This window comes from Fusibacter paucivorans, from assembly GCF_018390735.1.
In the GTDB taxonomy this organism is placed as follows: domain Bacteria; phylum Bacillota; class Clostridia; order Peptostreptococcales; family Acidaminobacteraceae; genus Fusibacter; species Fusibacter paucivorans.
Map to the genome: position 1 here is coordinate 82,455 of NZ_JAHBCL010000013.1, position 16,104 is coordinate 98,558.

19 protein-coding genes and 1 pseudogene are annotated in these 16,104 nt (G+C 40.7%); 1 reads left to right on the plus strand and 19 read right to left on the minus strand.

The features are described from left to right. Nucleotides 1–22 precede the first annotated feature (22 nt). Nucleotides 23–1,063 carry a selenide, water dikinase SelD gene (gene selD / locus KHM83_RS08995; protein WP_213236670.1) on the minus strand — a complete coding sequence of 347 codons (1,041 nt, stop codon included), beginning with the start codon at nt 1,061–1,063 and terminating at the stop codon, nt 23–25. Between the two features lie 74 nt (nt 1,064–1,137). Further along, nucleotides 1,138–1,575: a ComEA family DNA-binding protein gene (locus KHM83_RS09000; RefSeq protein ID WP_213236671.1), complete on the minus strand. Its 438-nt coding sequence runs from the start codon at nt 1,573–1,575 to the stop codon at nt 1,138–1,140. 132 nt (nt 1,576–1,707) lie between these two features. Between KHM83_RS09000 and KHM83_RS09005 the strand changes: the two genes are divergently transcribed. Next, nucleotides 1,708–3,051: a D-alanyl-D-alanine carboxypeptidase family protein gene (locus tag KHM83_RS09005; RefSeq protein WP_213236672.1), complete on the plus strand. Its 1,344-nt coding sequence runs from the start codon at nt 1,708–1,710 to the stop codon at nt 3,049–3,051. Nucleotides 3,052–3,199: 148 nt separating this feature from the next. Here the strand turns inward: KHM83_RS09005 and KHM83_RS09010 are convergent, their stop codons facing one another. The 17 genes and pseudogenes from KHM83_RS09010 to minC all read right to left on the minus strand — a co-directional run bounded on the left by KHM83_RS09010 (nt 3,200) and on the right by minC (nt 16,050). Further along, on the minus strand, nt 3,200–3,586 hold the full coding sequence (locus KHM83_RS09010; protein WP_213236673.1) for a RidA family protein: 387 nt from the start codon (nt 3,584–3,586) through the stop codon (nt 3,200–3,202). A gap of 10 nt (nt 3,587–3,596) precedes the next feature. Beyond that, nucleotides 3,597–4,238, minus strand: a complete 642-nt coding sequence (locus tag KHM83_RS09015; protein ID WP_213236674.1) for a helix-turn-helix transcriptional regulator — start codon at nt 4,236–4,238, stop codon at nt 3,597–3,599. A 9-nt stretch (nt 4,239–4,247) separates the two neighbouring features. Next, nucleotides 4,248–4,586: a ribosome silencing factor gene (rsfS, locus tag KHM83_RS09020; protein WP_213236675.1), complete on the minus strand. Its 339-nt coding sequence runs from the start codon at nt 4,584–4,586 to the stop codon at nt 4,248–4,250. A 124-nt stretch (nt 4,587–4,710) separates the two neighbouring features. Beyond that, entirely contained in the window at nt 4,711–5,265 is a 555-nt protein-coding gene (yqeK, locus tag KHM83_RS09025; RefSeq protein WP_213236676.1) for a bis(5'-nucleosyl)-tetraphosphatase (symmetrical) YqeK, read from the minus strand. Nucleotides 5,266–5,352: 87 nt separating this feature from the next. Further along, nucleotides 5,353–5,979 (minus strand): nicotinate-nucleotide adenylyltransferase, encoded by a 627-nt coding sequence (gene nadD / locus KHM83_RS09030; protein WP_213236677.1) that lies wholly within the window; start codon nt 5,977–5,979, stop codon nt 5,353–5,355. Between the two features lie 155 nt (nt 5,980–6,134). Beyond that, nucleotides 6,135–6,422, minus strand: a pseudogene (gene yhbY, locus KHM83_RS09035) (ribosome assembly RNA-binding protein YhbY); the annotation flags it as partial. A gap of 14 nt (nt 6,423–6,436) precedes the next feature. After that, nucleotides 6,437–7,714: a GTPase ObgE gene (gene obgE / locus KHM83_RS09040; RefSeq protein ID WP_213236712.1), complete on the minus strand. Its 1,278-nt coding sequence runs from the start codon at nt 7,712–7,714 to the stop codon at nt 6,437–6,439. A 238-nt stretch (nt 7,715–7,952) separates the two neighbouring features. Then, complete coding sequence (gene rpmA, locus KHM83_RS09045; protein WP_213236713.1) at nt 7,953–8,231, minus strand: 50S ribosomal protein L27; 279 nt, start codon at nt 8,229–8,231, stop codon at nt 7,953–7,955. Further along, nucleotides 8,218–8,568, minus strand: a complete 351-nt coding sequence (locus tag KHM83_RS09050) for a ribosomal-processing cysteine protease Prp (protein ID WP_213236679.1) — start codon at nt 8,566–8,568, stop codon at nt 8,218–8,220. Before KHM83_RS09050 ends, rpmA begins: the two co-directional genes overlap by 14 nt. A gap of 6 nt (nt 8,569–8,574) precedes the next feature. After that, nucleotides 8,575–8,883, minus strand: a complete 309-nt coding sequence (gene rplU / locus KHM83_RS09055; protein ID WP_213236680.1) for a 50S ribosomal protein L21 — start codon at nt 8,881–8,883, stop codon at nt 8,575–8,577. Between the two features lie 180 nt (nt 8,884–9,063). Next, nucleotides 9,064–10,485 carry a ribonuclease E/G gene (locus tag KHM83_RS09060; protein WP_213236681.1) on the minus strand — a complete coding sequence of 474 codons (1,422 nt, stop codon included), beginning with the start codon at nt 10,483–10,485 and terminating at the stop codon, nt 9,064–9,066. A 67-nt stretch (nt 10,486–10,552) separates the two neighbouring features. Next, nucleotides 10,553–11,233 (minus strand): TIGR03936 family radical SAM-associated protein, encoded by a 681-nt coding sequence (locus KHM83_RS09065; RefSeq protein WP_213236682.1) that lies wholly within the window; start codon nt 11,231–11,233, stop codon nt 10,553–10,555. Beyond that, nucleotides 11,233–13,059 (minus strand): TIGR03960 family B12-binding radical SAM protein, encoded by a 1,827-nt coding sequence (locus KHM83_RS09070; protein ID WP_213236683.1) that lies wholly within the window; start codon nt 13,057–13,059, stop codon nt 11,233–11,235. The genes KHM83_RS09065 and KHM83_RS09070 overlap by 1 nt, the downstream gene beginning before the upstream one ends. Nucleotides 13,060–13,087: 28 nt before the next feature. After that, on the minus strand, nt 13,088–14,197 hold the full coding sequence (gene rodA / locus KHM83_RS09075; RefSeq protein WP_213236684.1) for a rod shape-determining protein RodA: 1,110 nt from the start codon (nt 14,195–14,197) through the stop codon (nt 13,088–13,090). A gap of 44 nt (nt 14,198–14,241) precedes the next feature. Further along, nucleotides 14,242–14,508, minus strand: coding sequence for a cell division topological specificity factor MinE (minE, locus tag KHM83_RS09080; protein ID WP_213236685.1), 267 nt, complete (start codon nt 14,506–14,508; stop codon nt 14,242–14,244). Nucleotides 14,509–14,520: 12 nt separating this feature from the next. Further along, nucleotides 14,521–15,318: a septum site-determining protein MinD gene (gene minD / locus KHM83_RS09085; RefSeq protein WP_213236686.1), complete on the minus strand. Its 798-nt coding sequence runs from the start codon at nt 15,316–15,318 to the stop codon at nt 14,521–14,523. 39 nt (nt 15,319–15,357) lie between these two features. Next, nucleotides 15,358–16,050, minus strand: a complete 693-nt coding sequence (gene minC / locus KHM83_RS09090) for a septum site-determining protein MinC (RefSeq protein ID WP_246542984.1) — start codon at nt 16,048–16,050, stop codon at nt 15,358–15,360. Between the last annotated feature and the right edge of the window lie 54 nt (nt 16,051–16,104).

Consider the following 16,104-nt stretch of genomic DNA (forward strand, 5'->3'; position numbering starts at 1 on the left):
ATTAAGCGATGCGAAACTGTCATTACGGTTTTATGCGCAGTGCATGTGCACCTGCTGCAACAATTTTCCCAATACGCGCAAAAGGCACATCAAGTGCAGTAGTCAGCGCTTCCATCGCATCATTCGCCTGTGCTTCCGGCAGTGCTATCAAAAGTCCGCCAGACGTCTGCGGATCGTAACAAAGATCCAAAAGCGCCACAGATAAGTCGCCTTCAAAAGCTGTCTTTGGCATGACGTGTGCCTGATTGCGGTATGCACCCGCCGGAATAATACCCATTTCTGCTAAAGGTAATGCCGCATCCACATAAGGAATGCTGCTTAAACACATTTCGATCGTAACGTGACTGCCTTCTGCCATTTCTAATGCATGGCCTAAGAGACCAAAGCCTGTAATATCGGTGCAGGCATGGACATCTAATGCTTTAACGGCTTCGGCAGCGTATTTATTTAACGTACTCATAATTTTTGTAATCATCACAATGGTTTCTGTGTCAACCATTCCTTCTTTAAGTGCTGTTGTCAGCACACCCATCCCCAACGGCTTGGTCAGTATAATAACATCGCCCGCTTGTGCGCCTGCATTCTGCCAGATATGCAATGGATCGACAAGTCCGGTTACAGAAAGGCCATATTTGGGTTCGTTGTCTTCTATCGAGTGTCCGCCTGCCAAGACTGCCCCCGACTCTTTCACTTTTTCAGCACCGCCTCTCAGTATTTCTTTCAAAATGGCAGTGTCGAGACAATTTGGGAAACAGACAATATTCATGGCAACGCGCGGTGTTCCTCCCATAGCATAGACATCACTCAGCGCATTTGCTGCTGCAATTTGTCCAAAATCATAGGGGTCATCAACAATCGGTGTAAAGAAGTCAAGCGTCTGAATAAGACCGGTTTTTTCATCTAATTGGTAAACTGCGGCGTCATCTGAAGTTTCATAACCTACGATGAGCGCAGGATCTTCATTTTTAGGAATATCGCACAAAACTTGTGCGAGGGTCTCAGGACCAATTTTAGCCGCTCAACCAGCACTTTTTGTGTATGCCGTCAATTTTGCATTTTCCATATGCTCACCCCCCTGATTATTATAGCAGATACGCGTGGTTTTTGACAGATACCCCTCTTGAAATAGCGTGATAATCACTCTGGCACGGCAGATTTAATACTTTCAAGTTTTGCCGGACCAATGCCCTTAACATTGATGATTGCATCAAAGCTCTCAAACGGGCCTTGGTTTTGACGATACTCAAAAATACGTTCAGCAATTATCTTACCAATCCCACGAAAATGTGTATACCCATCTGCTGTATATTTGTTAAAAGTCTCTATATCAATATAAAGTGCTTCAACAGGATCATAAATGGTTGCAGCTTCCACGTTCGCTTCTGTATGATCGCTTATATCAACAGGTATACTATTGGCATGATTACCCTTCTTTTCTACCATCTCGACATTTATTTGTTCTTCAACAATCGGTGTGAAAACTTCCTTGACGTCATGTGCCGCATCCGGCATACTATGCGTCACAATCAATGCAATCAGCATTGCAATTGTCGGGACATGGTACCATTTCGTCATCCTACACCTCCTATGTGGTATATTTTACCATTTCGGTTTGACGCAATCAATTGCTTTGCAGGGTTTGCTATAAAATATTCAGCATTTATTTTTTATAGTCCTTCCGTTATAATGTTCAAAGAGGAGGAATGCATGATCAATATGACGAAACGAATGACAATGCTTATTTTATTAACAATTCATCTGTTCGCAATACCAATTTTTGCAGATGAAGCACCATTTTCCCTTGATAAATCTGATTTGGTTGCTGAAGCAGCCATTCTCATTAATGAAGATACTGGACAAGTTATTTTTGAAAAAAATGCAAACATTCCCATGTTTCCGGCGAGTACAACCAAAATTCTCACGGCATTGATTATCTTGGAAGACTGCGATCTTAATGCCGAAGTCACAATCGATGAAAAAGTTCCCTATGTCGATGGCTCATCAATTGCATTAGAAACAGGTGAAGTACTGACAGTAGACCAATTGCTGCACGCTATGCTCATGGTGAGCGCCAATGATGCCGCTGAGGCACTTGCGAAGTTTCATTCTGGAACTGTTGAAGCCTTCACAATGGTTATGAATGAAAGAGCGGCTTCATTGGGGGCTTTGAATTCAAATTTTGAAAATCCGCATGGTTTGCCAAATGAAAACCATGTGTCTACGGCGTATGATCTTGCAATGATTGCAAAAGCCGCCATGGAAATTCCCTATTTTCGTGAAATTATTATGACGCCGCGCTATACAATTCCTGCTAATCAAGTAAAAACGGAAGATCGTGTTCTCAACCATTCCAATAAGTTTATTCCCGGTGTCCCAGGGTCATCTGATAAAATTAACGTCCGAGGTGAAACGGTTACAAAGGGTTATGATCTCATGACAGGTATCAAGAGTGGTTATACAACGATTGCCAGACACTGTTTTGTAGGTGCGATTGAAAAAGACGGCAGACGCTATATTTCAGCTATTCTTAAGAGTGAAGGCGTCAATATGTATATTGATACGAGAAACTTACTAGATTACGGTCTTTACAGCGTTTCCAGTTATATGCTCTATGAAGAAAATGAAGTCGTGACATCATTATCCCTTAATGATGCACGCCAAACGACCATTTATTTGCACCCTGATCATGCATTGAGTGTCGATTTAGGATATGAAGTCAGTGCCAACTCACTCATTAAGGAAGTGACGACAACAGATCACCCTGTATTGCCGATTTCAAAAGGGGAAATACTCGGAGAGATAAAATACTATCTTGGCGATAAAGTCCTCTGTGAAGCCAATCTTATTGCTGACGATGATTATTCCGGCGAAGATCTTATGTCAGCTGAGATTGAGCACTATGATCATATCCCCTTTTACAAGGATAAGATGTTTTATTTGAGTACCGGCATTAAGCTGTTATTAGCTTTAATAATCTGGCGAACAATTGTCACTTGGATTCGGCTGATTTCACTTCGACGCAAGCGTCGTCTGCAAAGACGCAAATATTAACGCACACGCGCTCGTTTATCATGAGCATCACGTTACTCATTTCATTATCATGTAAGCGTCAAAACCCCCGGCATTTATCCATATGGATTGGTGTCGGGGGTTGTTTTTAATGGTTATTCTTAAAATTTCAACTTATACGTTTATGCGGCTATGCATTTTCACCATAAGCGATCATTTCAATTTCCACATCTGCATTTAAAGGCAGTTTAGCGACTTCAAATGCTGCTCTTGCAGGTTTATGTTCATCAAAATAAGTGCCGTATACTTCATTCATTGCGGCAAAATCACTAATGTCGTTTAGTAATACAGTTACCTTTACAACACTTTTCATCGTTAAGCCAGACTCAGCTAAAATTGCTTTGCAGTTTTCAAGCGATTGTTTTGTTGCAGCTTTAATATCACCTTTAACGAGTTCGCCATTCGCCGGATTAATTGGTACTTGACCGGAAACAAAGACAAAATTTCCGGCAGAAACGCCTTGAGAATATGGACCGACTGCAGCTGGTGCATTAGATGTGTGAATTGTTTTTAACATGTTCTCCTCCTTATTTGCCCTCTCGTATACCGTCGAGATAATTATATATCGTATAACGGGATACTTGGAGGGAATTGGCAACGTAATCAATGGCACCTTTAATTAAAAAGACACCTTTATCTTCCAAGTCCTTGACAATGCTAACTTTTTCATCTTTTGTCAAGTATATGACTGGACGACCAAATTTATGAATTGTATTTTCGACAATATCGTAAAGCACATCATTGACTTTATTAATCTCGCCGATCACGTTAACTTCTTCTTCATTTACTTTGCAAAGCTCCGAAAGGATGTTTTTGGCACTGATCATATCGGTAATGTCAAAGTTGATACACATACAGCCAATGATCTTTTCATCCATATCTTTGATAAATGAGGTCGTAGATTTTAATTCTCTGCCCAATGTACTTTTGCCCGTATAATTATACACGTCCTCACCATCAATTTTTTTGTCAATTTGCTTCATGACGGTTTCCGTCATTTTCGTTTCAACTGTACGACCAGTTACATGGCCATTGAAGATTGCTGCAATAGAGTATTCAAGATCAGAAAAGTCATGTATAACAACTTCACAATTTGACCCAAATGTTTCAGCAACACCTCTAGCAACCGGAATAAGCTTTTCCAAAATCGGATGGATTGCTTTTTTCATAAATTCCCCCTAAACAATTGTTATGAACTCTGCATCACTCCATATTCTTTCAAGATTATAATACGCACGCATCTCTGCATTGAAAATATGCACGACAAAGTCCTGATAATCCATGAGCACCCATTCGCCTTTTGCTCTGCCCTCTTTATGCTTAGGCGTGAAATGGGCGTCAAACAATGTCTTTTCAACGTGATCACAAAGTGCATTAATATGCGTTGACGAAGTACCGGTGGCGATAATAAAATAATCCGCCACTGTTGTAATACGATTAACTTTCAAAACAACGATATCCTTTGCCTTCTTATCATCCAGCAGATTATAAATCTTTTTTACGATGTCAAAATTCAATTCTACTTTGCTCCTTTTTCTATTGCCTTATTATCTATAATAGATAATATATCATAAATAATCAAGAAAAATGCATCATTCTTCATTTTTTGAATAATTATAGACAGTTAATGGATTCATTCCGTCAACGAAGGGTATGCAGCATATCATAGGTATTCTGATGCACAATTTGATGTTTTTCTGATAGATAGGCAACACATAAATCAAAAAAATAGTGAATGGCAGCATTCAGATCTTCAACAACAATTTTACGAAGGTCATCAATATGTTCGAATTGACGTTTCGGCTCTATAATGTCTGCCAAATAGACAATTTTATCAAGTGTAGTCATGTTGGCACGGCCATAGGTGTGCCATCTGACGGCATTTAGAATTGATTCATCATCAATGCCAAATTTTGTTGACAGCAAATACGCTGCAATTTCACCATGCGCCAAATTAGGGTTGGCTTCAATGCTGGGGTCCTTATAGATGTTCGCTTTTTGAATATACAAAAGACAGGTTTCATCGTCAAGTTCTTTGGCAATATCGTGAACCAGCCCGGCAAAGTATGCTTTGTCGGGGTCCGCACCGTGTATTTTAGCCAAGTCTTTTGAAAGTTTTGCGACGCGCATGCTGTGCTGAAATCTTTTTTTACTTAAATTTGCCTTTAAGTACGTGATCATTGCTTCGTTTGTCATCATTATCTCCTGAGTCATGCAAAAAAACCGATGCGATCATCGAATGAAACGATGAATGAACCGGCTTGTCTACGGTCCATGCGACAACTATACGCGATATAGACCTTTTTCATAAATATATGCCTCAACCGATTCTGGCAGGAGGTATTTAATACTCTTCCCTTCCTGTACCCTCGTTCTGATATCCGTCGAGCTGATAGCGAGTGCTGGAATAAAGCACATTTCGATCTTGGCATCCAGTTTTTCACGCAGTACTTGAATCTTCGCTTCAAATTCCTCAGTATCAACGCCCGGACGCGTTGCTGCGACAAATGTCACATATTGGCTGAGTTCTTTGCTGTGATACCATGAATCCAACAGGATGATGGCATCTGCCCCCGTGATAAAATAGAGCGAATCAGATGCATCCAATGATTTTCGCAAATCCCTAACCGTCTCCACAGAATAGGAAACGGCTTCTCTTTTCAGCTCATAATCACTGACTTCAAAAAATGGATTTGATTCAATAGCCAAAGCGGTCATCCGGAAACGCTCTGTCCGCGTTTCTTTAAGGTTATTTGCCTTATGTGCTGCAATGCCAACCGGAATAAAAATGATTTTATCCAGTGCATACTGCGTTCTAATTTGTTCAGCCAGCATTAGATGACCATAATGGATGGGATTAAAGGACCCACCCATAATTCCAATGCGTTTTCCGCGGGCTGCTGCTTCCATAAAAGCACTCCTTATTTTGACGTCTTTGGCGTTTTTGGTTTGACGGATTTACGAATGCGCTTGCCCGTCGACTGTTTCTGCATTTTATTTTGCTTTTCACGCTCTACCTGCAACTGTTTAAGACGATTATTATGGACGCGCGAATTATCGGCGCCTGGAATTTCAAGCGTCGGATTAGTCCGAGACTGTCTGTATAGCGTAAAGCGATTGCCAATCGCCTGAACAAATTCTGCATCTGTTTTTTCTGCAATTTCATTCGCCGCTTCTTTGGCTGTGCACATACTATTATTCAGTACACTTATTTTAATGAGTTCATGATGTTCCAACAGATGATCAACTTCTATTAGAAAAGCCTCTGTAACGCCTTCTTTGCCTAGTTGAGTAACTGGCTTCATTGTATTTGTAAGTGATTTTAAAAAACTACGCTGTTTTCCCGTTAGCATATACGCTCCTATACCTAATCATAAAATTCAAATTCAAAGGACAGGATTCTTACTGTATCGCCATCCTCAATACCCATTTCGCGAAGGTGATCAAAAACACCTTTATTTTTTAAGACATTTTGAAATCTTCTGAGTGATTCTATATCATCCATGTTGGTTGAATACATCAATCGCTCGAGATATTCACCTTCGACACAGTAAACCCCTTCATCCATAAAGTAATTGATTTCAGATTTGTCGGTGAAATCCAGCTCCTCTACGAGATAGTCCGATTCGTCGACAAGCGCTTCATGAGGAATTTCATCGAGCAGCGTCGTCATACGGCTTAAGAGTGTTTCAACGCCTTCACCTGTTGCCGCAGAAATTGGATAAACTTCATAACCCTCTGCTTCAAGTGTCGCTGTAAAATGCGTTAAAACTTCTCGATCGAAAAGTAAATCGATTTTATTGGCTGCAACGATTTGTTTACGCGTCGATAGCCTTTCGCTATACCCAAAAACTTCTTTGTTGATCGTTTTGAAGTCCTCTATAGGATCACGGCCCTCAATGCCGGATATATCGACGACATGTACCAGCAGTCGTGTGCGTTCAACATGTCTTAAAAAATCATGTCCCAATCCAACACCGTCTTTAGCTCCTTCTATCAGCCCCGGTATATCAGCTATGACAAAGCTCTTGCCTTTAATAGCTTCAACAACACCTAAATTAGGCTGTAGTGTTGTAAAGTGATAATTGGCGATTTTGGGCTGTGCTTTTGTTGTCGCTGCAAGAAATGTTGATTTTCCCACATTTGGATAGCCAAGTAATCCCACATCTGCCAACAACTTGAGCTCCATGACAATATTGCGTTCAACGCCGCTCGTCCCTTTTTCTGCAAAAGTCGGCGCCTGTCGTGTCGCTGTTTTAAAATGTGTATTACCCCTGCCGCCTCGGCCGCCTTTCGCAAGAACTACTTTTTCATTTTTCGTCTTTAAATCTGCTAAGACTTTACCGGTTTCCGCATCTCGAATAATGGTGCCAACAGGGACTTTAATCAATAAATCTTCGGAAGCCTTTCCCGTCATATTCTTTTTGCCGCCGTCGCCACCGGCTTCACCATTATATTTTGTTTTATAGCGGTAGTCCATCAACGTTCTGATCCCATCGTCTGCAATGGCGACAATACTACCGCCTCGGCCGCCATCGCCGCCATCCGGGCCGCCATCCGGCACATACTTTTCTCTTCTGAAACTAACGCGGCCATTGCCGCCATCGCCAGCTTTAATGTAGATTTTTGCAATATCTACAAACATCATTCACCTCTACGAAATATTCGTATATAGGATATGAACCGCTATGTCAAAGGCTCATACCAATGCTCTCAAATTTTCCAATGCTTAAAGTTTAAAAAGTATAAAATTCAGTCTTTTTGATCACCTATAGACCTTCTTGAAATAAAGGACCTCAATCATCAAATCTGTCATATTCTAAACCGATTTTTATCTTCTTATTTTAATAAAAATGTCCATCAAAGATGATGGACATTTAGGATTAAGCTTCATAAACGCTTACTTGTTTTTTATCTTTGCCTTTACGCTCGAATTTTACAACGCCGTCGACTTTTGCGAATAATGTATCATCGCCGCCTTTGCCTACGTTGTTGCCAGGGTGGATTTTCGTTCCTCTCTGTCTTACGAGAATACTTCCGGCACTGACTGCCTGTCCGTCTGCTCTTTTAACACCAAGGCGTTTCGACTGTGAGTCGCGACCGTTCTTAGAAGAACCAACACCTTTTTTACTCGCAAATAACTGTAAGTTAAAAGTTCTTATCATGTCCCTGCACCTCCTCAATGATCAGTTTGACATTTTTAGGATAACTACCTACAATGCCATCTATGCCAATTACGAAATTTCTAAATAATATGTCCACAGTATGTCGATCTGCTGTTTCCGGAACACTCAAGGACAATAAGCCCGATTGATACGAAAGCCTAAGCTCTTTTTCCGGGATTTCAGCAATCAGTTCAAGTGCATTTGCCAAAGTCTGCCCCAATGTGGAAACAGCTGCACAGACAATATCATGTCCCGGTTTTCCGGAATATGCATGTCCCGTAATCTTTAATGACAAATACTGTTCTGAATTTTTACTAACGACAACTTTTACCATCTGTCACTACATTGAAATCGCTTCGATTTTAACCTTAGTGTACGGTTGTCTGTGGCCTTGTTTTTTCCTATAGTCTTTTTTAGACTTGTATTTGAAAACGATGACTTTTGGACCTTTGCCGTTTTTAACAACAGAAGCCGTTACTTTAGCGCCTGCTACTTCTGAGCCAACTTGTAAGCCCTCTTCAGTAGAAACAGCTAAAACGTCATCAAACTCTACAGTTTCACCTTCAGTGACATTTAATTTTTCCACGAAAATTTCATCACCTTGAGCAACTTTGTATTGTTTACCACCAGTTTTAATAATTGCGTACATTTCGCACCTCCTCTATCCATACTCGCCGAGATCTAGGTACACCTACGTGTTTTAAAAACCCAACTCGTGCGGCAACACGATAAATAATATCATATCAACCAGCACATGTCAATGAAATTCCAGTATTTTGACCGATATCTTACCGCTGTATTACTTTCTCTTTTTTATGTTGATTATCGCTCATTCCGGAAGTGTCTGAATGGCATAACTGGACGCCGTTCGTTTGCGCTTTTCATATTTTAATGATAAGCCAAAAATGCTGCCATCAATAGGCCGCTGTCTCAAATAAATATATAATGGTTCTTCACAAACGACCATGGCACGTTTGGTATTTGTATGATTAGAAAGCCGCCTGAGCTGATTCTCCATTGAGACCAAGGCCAAATGATAAAGATCACCGCACTTATAATCAAAACTCATCAATGCTTTTAGCGATGGCTTCTCACGTTTTCGCGTTATTTCCAACAAGCCAAGCGCTGTAAAGCCATGGACGCTGAAATCGTCATCTCGCGTAAAGAATTCCTCACGGCATTTCTCAAGAAAACGCGTTTGCACCTCTGCAGGCATATGAATAAAGTCAATGATAATCACACCGGCTATCTGCCTCAGCAGCAATAATTGTCTGATAGATTTTGCTGCCTCAAGATTTAATCCAAAGGCAAAATCATCTTTTGTCTGATCGCCTGTATAAGTGGCTGAATCAATGTCAATGATTGTAAAAGCCTCCAGTTCATCTATGGTGAACTGTGCGCCTGAAGGTGTTTTGAAGACGTTTCCGGCAAGGAGTGCTTTTAATTTTTCAAGCAATGTCAATGTATTGATATCACTGGCTATCTGCTTATCGATATCGTTCTTTTGAACCCCCATCGCAATCAATGCGTCTCTTTCTTCGTCTCGCTGAACATAAAGTCGTGTTTGACGCATTTCATAAAGTCTGCGATAGACTTCATCTTCAAATGTATCCGGTTCATAAAGACAGCGCATGTTTGGCGTCAGTCTAAATTGATTTAGCATGCGTTCCCATACATCAATCAGTCTCATCAGATCACCGTAGACAGCTTCCGTATCATTGGTTTCTGCTACTTGACTTCTAACGATAAAACCGATCGCAGCACCTTTTTCTGTTAGACGATTTTGAAGCGTTAGGTCTAAAGTGCGCGGATTGATTTTTCTGGAATACTTAATACCCTTTGTCTGTGGAAGGAGTACAAAGTATTTGCCAACGATACTAATTTCAGCTTTCAGGGAAGCGCCTTTTGACTGATACGCTTCACGACTCACTTGGGCCAGTATCAATTGATTGCGCTTTACCAACTGCTTTATTGGAACCTGCTTCACTTTTGCATAAGTGATATCAAGTGCTTTGCACAGTTCGCGCTTCGTCATAAAGGCGTTCTCTTTTGCGCCAATGTCTAAAAAAACCCCATCCAATGAATCGACAATATTGACGATCTTTGCTGCGAACACTTTGTTTAGATAAGTGTAATTTTCACCTCTTGATGCGACAATGCCCTCTATCGCATCATTTGTCAGATCATATTTAATCGCCAGACGGGTATCGCGACTTTCTACAATATATATTGCTTTGTTTTTGTTGTTCATCGCCTTCCCGCTTTCTCGTTTGCTTCCTTTAAAAGAAAATCTGATTAACCATTACGATGGCTTATGACTATTTTGTTAATTCAAACAGCGGCTCATGCGCTATATCAAACATTGCAAGCCGCTCGACGAGAATAACCGCCGAATCTTCTGGTTGTCTGCAAAACTTTAAAAAAGCTTTGACGAATGTTTCAGGATTTAAATTGCCTTGACTGCTCGTCTTCAAAGTACATCTAAGTGTAAACTCGCAGGATTCTTCATAAATAATTTTGGCCTTGTAGATTTGTGCTTTTGCATCAATGGTACGCATTTGACCACGCTTGTTTTTCTTTTCATAAATAATCGAATCCTGTGAAAGAAAATGCTCAAATTGCCCTTCCAAATCGCTGATCGGCGTTTGAAGCTCGACATTAATCAAATACTCAGAACTGTCAATCCCCGCCATAAGTGACGTCTTCGATTCGACGTATTTTGCATCCAATAATTCAATCCCCTCTGGAAAGACAGTTGCAAGTACTTTCTCAAGCGGCATTTCTTCTGTCAAAATGACTTCCATCAAATCGCCTTTTGTCGCATAGCCGACAGATAACGGTGAGGCAAATGTCATTTTAGGATGCGGATTGAATCCTTCAGAAAATTTTAAAGGATATTGATGTCGCCTAAAGACTCGTTCAAAGAGCTTCATCAACTCCAAGTGCCCTAAATATTTCATGTAATGTGTTTTGGTATAACGTATTCTCAATGTTACCATTAGCAATCACCGCCGATAATGATTTTATTGACGCCGCAGCCTTTGCAGTCTGTTCGGCAGTCGCCTGTTACTGTTTCATCCAGTGCTCTTGTATTTTCAAGCCATAAATACTGTTTAGTCACGCCCGGGCTGATCACATCCCAAGGAAATATTTCATCTTTTTGGCGCTCTCTCGTCGTATAGAAATCAGGTGAAACATCGCAGGCTTCAAAAGCTTTCATCCAATTGTCATGGTTAAAGTATTCCTGCCACCCATCAAATTTACAGCCTAATTCATAAGCTTTTATTAATACCGCAGCCAGTTTCCGGTCGCCTCTTGCGAAAACACCTTCCAAAACGCTGGTCTTTGGATCGTGATAATTGTAAACAACTTTTTTGTTGTTAAGCTTGCCCTTTAGATGGTCAATTTTCTCATAAAACGCTTCTGCGGTTGACTGCGCCATCCATTGAAAAGGCGTAAACGGTTTTGGGACAAAACATGAAGTACTGACGGTAACCTGTACAGACTTTTTCATATATTCCGGTTTATACTGCTTAAAAAGATAGGTTCCCAAATTGGCAATATCGGCAATGCCGTCAAGATCATCCATGGTTTCCGTCGGCAAACCGATCATGAAGTATAATTTAACCCTAGACCAACCGAGTTCAAAAATACTCTTAAAGGTGGATTCAATATCATCTTCCGTCACACCTTTATTGATAACATCTCTTAGTCGCTGCGTGCCTGCTTCCGGTGCAAATGTTAAGCCGGTTTTTTTGATTTTTTGAATTTCCTTAAGCACATCAATGGAAAAACTGTCAAGGCGAAGTGACGGCAGTGAAACGCCGACTGACTGCGCTTCGTATTTGTCGACGAGTTTTTTGACAAGCGCGTCAATGCCAGAATAGTCCATGGTACTCAGAGAAGTTAACGATACTTCTTCAAATCCCGTACTGCTTAAAATTTTATCAATATTTTCGACGAGACTATCCTGTCCGCGTTCTCGAATAGGACGATACAGCATGCCCGCCTGACAAAAACGACAGCCTCTGGTACAGCCTCGGAAAACTTCCAGCATCGCGCGGTCATGTACAATATCGGCAAAGGGAACAATCATGGTTTCAAGTTTAAAGCCATCGTCCAAATTGCGTACAATCCTCTTTTTAATGACTTCCGGCACACCGTCAATCGTCTTGACCGATTGTATGGTACCGTCTTCATTGTATTGCGGTTCATAAAATTTTGGTACATAGACGCCTTCTATATCGGCACAGCGCCTTAAGAGCGTTTCCTTATCAATTTGTTTTAATTTATACAGGCGATAAACATCAATAAAATCAATCAGCAGCTCTTCGCCTTCCCCAATAAAGAACATGTCGACGATCTCTGCAAGTGGTTCAGGATTATAAGCACATGGCCCACCAGCGACAATCAACGGATCTCGCCCATGCCGATCTTTTGACAAAAGAGAAATGCCGGAAAGATTCAGCATATTGAGTATATTGGTATAGCTGAGTTCGTATTGTAACGTAAAGCCGATGACATCCATATCACCAAGCTGCGTCTTCGTTTCAAGGGAAAATAATTTCATCTCATTTTCTCGCATCATCGCTTCCATATCATGCCATGGTGCAAAAACACGCTCACAGAATACATCTTCAACCCCATTTAGCAGCTGATAGATAATTTGCATACCCAAGTGGCTCATGCCAACTTCATAAACATCTGGAAAAGCAAAACAAAATCGAATAGTATGATCATCCAATGGTTTATTAAAGGTATTCAATTCGCCACCGATATATCTTGAAGGCTTTTCAACACGTTGCAAAAGTCCCTCTAGGTTCATAAAATTGCCTCCTAAGCATTCATATTAATTAGTACATAAATGTACTTTTTTTTCTTCTCACATAGATACTTTCCGCCAGTCCCAGCGCAATCATACTTGTCACAATGGAAGATGCGCCATAACTGAAAAACGGCAATGTGATACCTGTAACGGGCATGACGCCCATTGTCATACCTATATTTTCAATAATTTGAAAAGCAAACATAAAGATGATGCCAATGATGATATAACTGCCAAAGTCATCTTTTGTCTTACGGCTTAAATGAATCAAGCGCAGTAAAAAAATAAAGTAAAGTGCAATAATAGCCGCACCGCCTACAAAGCCCATCTCTTCCACAAAGACAGCAAATATAAAATCGCTCTCCTGTACCGGCAAATAATTAAGGCGATGATAGACGCCTTGGAAAAGCCCTTTGCCATACAACTGTCCAGAACCCATCGTAATTTTTGACTGCATCACATGATAGTTTCCCGGCAGTGAGGTATCATTAGGGTTTAAAAAAGCGTCTATGCGCTGTTTCTGATGTGTTTTTAAATTTGCGTAAATAATCGGAAAGCCTATCGCTGATGCCACGGTACCAATGAGTATATAACGATATGGCAACCCTGCAATAAACATCATGCCAAACCCAATGAGCACAAAGACAAGTGCCGACCCAAGATCAGGCTGCTTAATAACCAATCCTATAAAAGGCAGCATGAGAAGGACACATTTTAGGATATCCAAAAAAGATTTCACACCGCGATTTTTTTCTAAAAACTTCGCAAAAAAAATAATAAAACCTATTTTAGCAAGTTCGCTGGTTTGTATATCAATAGGGCCGATCGCAATCCAGCTGCGCGCATTGTTTCGAATGGCGCCGAGTCCCGGTACATAAACCAGCAACAGCACGGCTATGGCTAAACCATAAATGACGAAATAAAATTCACCAAATACTTCATAGTCAAAAAATTGCATGGCGATGATGATGACAATACCAATGCCAAAGGCGATGATCTGCATCATAAACTGTCTTGAAAAACCGTCAGTTTGAACATTTGTAGCAGTGGCAATAGCCAATACACCAAATGTAAAGATCACCATGATAATTAACATCAACCAGTAGTCGAAATTCTCAAAAATCTTCTTAATTGTCAATCGTTTCACCTCGACTTAAAAAAGGTCCTATAAAAGGACCCGGATTAACGTTTCATATTTTTGATCGGTATACTCGCCACAAGAACAGGTTTCCCAGATTCATCATCCCGTGTCCTCGTAATTTTAATGTCCATATTCTGCGGATCGTAATCGACGTGCTCTGAAATCGAATTTAAGATATCCTCTTTCAAAAGCTCCAGCAGTTCTGGTGAACAATTGGTGCGATCATGTACCAAAACCAGTTTCAAACGCTCTTTCGCGATACTCTTTGTGCTCGGTTTGCTATTAAAAAAACCAAATAAGTCAAACATATGTCTCCTCCTTTACTTGCCAAAAGAAAATGCCTTCTTCAATTTTTCAAAGAAGCTCTCCTGAACATCAAACTCCAAGAATTCGACATCTTCACCCATAATTCTCTTTGAAATATTTTTAAACGCCATCCCGGAAAGCGCATTGTCTCTAAAGACTGCCGGCTCTCCTCTATTGGTACTCATCACCACTTCTTCGTCATCCGGTACCACACCGATAAGGTCAACGGCGAGAATATCTGTAATATCCTCAACATTCATCATATCGCCTCGTTTAACCATATCAACGCGCAGACGATTGACAATCAGCCTCGGATCATGAATTTCAGAAGCCTCAAGCAATCCGATGATTCTATCTGCATCGCGTACTGCTGACACCTCAGGCGTCGTGACGACAATGGCACGATCAGCACCGGCGATTGCATTTTTAAAACCCTGTTCGATACCTGCCGGACAATCGACGAGAATAAAGTCGTGTGTTTTTTTTAAGTCCTCTACAAGTTCTTTCATTTGTTCCGGTGATACGGCATTTTTATCTTTTGTCTGTGCTGCCGGCAAGAGAAACAGATTAGGGAAACGCTTATCCTTAATCAGTGCCTGCTTGATGCGGCATACACCTGTTACAACATCAACGATATCATAGACTATTCTATTTTCAAGTCCTAAGACAATATCAAGATTCCTTAGTCCTATATCGGCATCAATAACGCAGACACTCTTTCCTTCCATCGCCAGTGCAGCGCCAATATTTGCGGTTGTGGTCGTTTTACCGACGCCGCCCTTCCCAGATGTAATGACTATTGACTCACCCATTTTGTTATCCTCCAAAATATTATTGGTAATCGTTTTTAATTAATGTATACTTTCGATTTTTATAACCCCGTTGTTGACAGATGCCTTTTCAGTCAACCGATTTGCCTCTCGGTTTTCGTCTTTGGGCGGTACTGAAATATACCTGGAAATCCTGATCTGCGTCGGTGCCATATGATTGGCGACAACAAAAGCTTCATCATCACCATACGCGCCAGCATGAACAAAGCCAAGCAGTTTGCCAATAACGATGATATTACCGCCGGCAATGATTTCTGAACCGGGATTAACATCACCTAAGACAATGACATTGCCTGAAAATTCCACGCCCTTTCCAGAGCGCATCGTGCCATACACAAATTTTGTATCCGATTGCAGTACTTCCTTTTCAATAAAAACTTCTTTTTCAACGATGACTTCTTTTTCAACAACAATTTCTTTTTCAGTTGTCTTAGGCTCATCTAATTGAACAGAAGTTGTTTTTGGCGTCTCTTCCATTAATTCTAAACTGTCTACGCCAATGCCGTATGACTTTATAATTTCTTCAAGTCGATACTTTTCTGCATAGGACATTTTTTGCCCTTTGCAGCCAATAATATTCGATCCTTTATAAAAGTCAGCGGATTTCTCTAAAATCTGTTTTAAGTGATCGACGAGTATCTCAAAATCGACAGCCGATTCGATGGCTAAATACAAACCGTTAACTGTCCCTTTAAATGCCACGGGTGCTTTCATTTTCACAATTTCACCGCCTATACTTACTTACTCTATTTTATAGTATTGATGCGT

What these genes read in the sequence shown, in the direction of transcription:
- KHM83_RS09000 (WP_213236671.1), bottom strand. Translation starts at nt 1,575, where the DNA reads ATGACGAAATGGTACCATGTCCCGACAATTGCAATGCTGATTGCATTG.
- KHM83_RS09005 (WP_213236672.1), top strand. Translation starts at nt 1,708, where the DNA reads ATGATCAATATGACGAAACGAATGACAATGCTTATTTTATTAACAATT.
- KHM83_RS09010 (WP_213236673.1), bottom strand. Translation starts at nt 3,586, where the DNA reads ATGTTAAAAACAATTCACACATCTAATGCACCAGCTGCAGTCGGTCCA.
- KHM83_RS09015 (WP_213236674.1), bottom strand. Translation starts at nt 4,238, where the DNA reads ATGAAAAAAGCAATCCATCCGATTTTGGAAAAGCTTATTCCGGTTGCT.
- yqeK (WP_213236676.1), bottom strand. Translation starts at nt 5,265, where the DNA reads ATGACAAACGAAGCAATGATCACGTACTTAAAGGCAAATTTAAGTAAA.
- nadD (WP_213236677.1), bottom strand. Translation starts at nt 5,979, where the DNA reads ATGGAAGCAGCAGCCCGCGGAAAACGCATTGGAATTATGGGTGGGTCC.
- obgE (WP_213236712.1), bottom strand. Translation starts at nt 7,714, where the DNA reads ATGTTTGTAGATATTGCAAAAATCTACATTAAAGCTGGCGATGGCGGC.
- KHM83_RS09050 (WP_213236679.1), bottom strand. Translation starts at nt 8,568, where the DNA reads ATGGTAAAAGTTGTCGTTAGTAAAAATTCAGAACAGTATTTGTCATTA.
- rplU (WP_213236680.1), bottom strand. Translation starts at nt 8,883, where the DNA reads ATGTACGCAATTATTAAAACTGGTGGTAAACAATACAAAGTTGCTCAA.
- KHM83_RS09060 (WP_213236681.1), bottom strand. Translation starts at nt 10,485, where the DNA reads ATGAACAACAAAAACAAAGCAATATATATTGTAGAAAGTCGCGATACC.
- KHM83_RS09065 (WP_213236682.1), bottom strand. Translation starts at nt 11,233, where the DNA reads ATGGTAACATTGAGAATACGTTATACCAAAACACATTACATGAAATAT.
- KHM83_RS09070 (WP_213236683.1), bottom strand. Translation starts at nt 13,059, where the DNA reads ATGAACCTAGAGGGACTTTTGCAACGTGTTGAAAAGCCTTCAAGATAT.
- minE (WP_213236685.1), bottom strand. Translation starts at nt 14,508, where the DNA reads ATGTTTGACTTATTTGGTTTTTTTAATAGCAAACCGAGCACAAAGAGT.
- minD (WP_213236686.1), bottom strand. Translation starts at nt 15,318, where the DNA reads ATGGGTGAGTCAATAGTCATTACATCTGGGAAGGGCGGCGTCGGTAAA.
- minC (WP_246542984.1), bottom strand. Translation starts at nt 16,050, where the DNA reads ATGAAAGCACCCGTGGCATTTAAAGGGACAGTTAACGGTTTGTATTTA.